The organism is Microcoleus sp. Pol1C5, assembly GCF_036701115.1.
Taxonomy (GTDB): domain Bacteria; phylum Cyanobacteriota; class Cyanobacteriia; order Cyanobacteriales; family Microcoleaceae; genus Microcoleus.
Genome location: NZ_JAUBQE010000139.1, coordinates 1 through 1,988 on the forward strand (window position 1 = coordinate 1; position 1,988 = coordinate 1,988).

2 protein-coding genes are annotated in these 1,988 nt (G+C 45.9%); both read left to right on the top strand.

Annotated elements, in window-relative coordinates; genetic code table 11:
- On the top strand, positions 1–837 hold an 837-nt coding region (locus QUA23_RS30820; protein ID WP_333079678.1), incomplete at its 5' end, for an ATP-binding protein.
- 84 nt (positions 838–921) lie between these two features.
- The coding region (locus QUA23_RS30825; RefSeq protein WP_333079677.1) for a protein kinase domain-containing protein at positions 922–1,988 on the top strand (1,067 nt) is incomplete at its 3' end.

The following is a 1,988-nucleotide window of genomic DNA, read 5'->3' on the forward strand; positions in this document are numbered from 1 at the left end:
TATGTTCAACTAAGCAAATCAAAAATTATTTTGCTCACTGCTGTTACTGTACCTCTTAGTCACGCAAAGTGCTGTAACAATCCGGTCGGCTTCATTGCCGGCAACCTTGAACCAGCCCAAGATTATATCAAAGACCTATTTGGGCTGATTGACCTGTATGAGAAAAAGTTACCCCATCCCGATGCTGAAATTGAAGAAGAAATCGAAGCAATCGATTTAGAATATGTGAGGCAAGACTTGCCAAAGTTAATTGATTCAATGAATCTGGGAGTCGAACGGATTCGCGGCATTAGCACCAGCCTGCGAACCTTTTCGAGAGCTGACCGAGATTATAAAGTTCCTTTTAATATTCACGAAGGAATCGATAGTACCATTCTGATTCTCAAACACCGTTTGAAGGGAAATGATGACCGTCCAGAAATTGAAGTTGTCAAACAATACGGGAACCTGCCAGCAGTTGAGTGCTTCCCCGGGCAGCTCAATCAAGTGTTCATGAATATCTTGGCAAACGCGATTGATGCGTTAGAATCATGGAATCAGGGACGCAGTTTTGCCGAGATTAAAGCCAATCCCAATCGCATCACGATTAGCACACAAAAAAAGAATCAGGAGTGGGTGACAATTGGCATTGCTGACAATGGCCTCGGGATGAATCAAGAGGTACAACAGCGCATCTTTAACCACTTGTTTACCACCAAGGTAGTCGGTAAAGGAACGGGGTTGGGATTGGCGATCGCCCGCCAGATTGTAGTAGAACAACATAGGGGGGAGCTCGATGTCAACTCTGTACTCCATCAAGGAACTGAATTTGTAATCTTGTTGCCGGTGAAAGGGTGAGGTCGAAGTGCTATCACCGTTCAACCTCGCAAATCGAAGTCCAGATTAACTGTTAAAACTTAATATAGGAGATTGGGATAGTCCATGATAAATGCAGCCGTAGATTTGATCGATACCATTCCCGGCTACCGTCTGACGGAGCAACTCTACAGCGGTTCCAGAACCCTAGTCTTTCGAGCCATCCGAGAAATAGACCAGCATCGAGTTGTCATCAAACTTTTGAAACGAGAGTATCCCAGCTTCAGCGAACTGCTGCAATTCCGCAACCAGTACATCATTGCCAAGAATCTATCTCTAGCGGGAGCGGTTGCACCTTACAGCCTAGAAACCTATCGCAACAGCTATGCCCTAGTCATGGAGGATTTTGGCGGGGTTTCGCTCAAAGAATATGCCTTAACTCATGCACTCGCACTAGATGAGTTTTTAGAAATCGCATTGCAATTGAGTGACATTCTCAACGGACTCTACCGAAACCGAGTCATTCACAAAGACCTTAAACCCGTCAACATTCTAATTAATCCCGAAACCAAACAAGTCAAGCTCATTGACTTCAGCATTTCGTCTTTGCTGCCTCGCGAAACCTATACCACTCAAAATCCAAACGGACTAGAAGGCACCCTCGCTTATCTTTCCCCAGAACAAACCGGACGCATGAACCGGGGAATTGACTATCGCAGCGATTTCTATTCGCTCGGTGTCACCTTCTTTGAACTGCTAACCGGACAGTTGCCCTGGACATCGGGAGACCCGATGGAATTAGTTCACTGTCACGTTGCCAAGCAGCCTCCTACAGTTCATAGTTTAAATCCCAAGATTCCCTTGGTGCTGTCAAACATCGTCACTAAACTGATGGCGAAAAATGCCGAAGAGCGCTATCAAAACGTGCTAGGACTCAAGCACGATTTAGAGCGATGCTTGCAGCAATTACAAGACGGAAAAATCGAACTATTTGAATTAGGGCAACGCGATATTTGCGATCGCTTTCTCATCTCAGAAAAGCTTTACGGACGGCAAACAGAAGTAGAAACACTATTAACTGCCTTTGAGCGCGTCAGTCAAGGTCGCAGCGAGATGATGCTCGTTGCTGGGTTTTCAGGGATTGGCAAGACAGCAGTCGTCAGCGAAGTCCACAAGCCCATTGTCCGGCAACG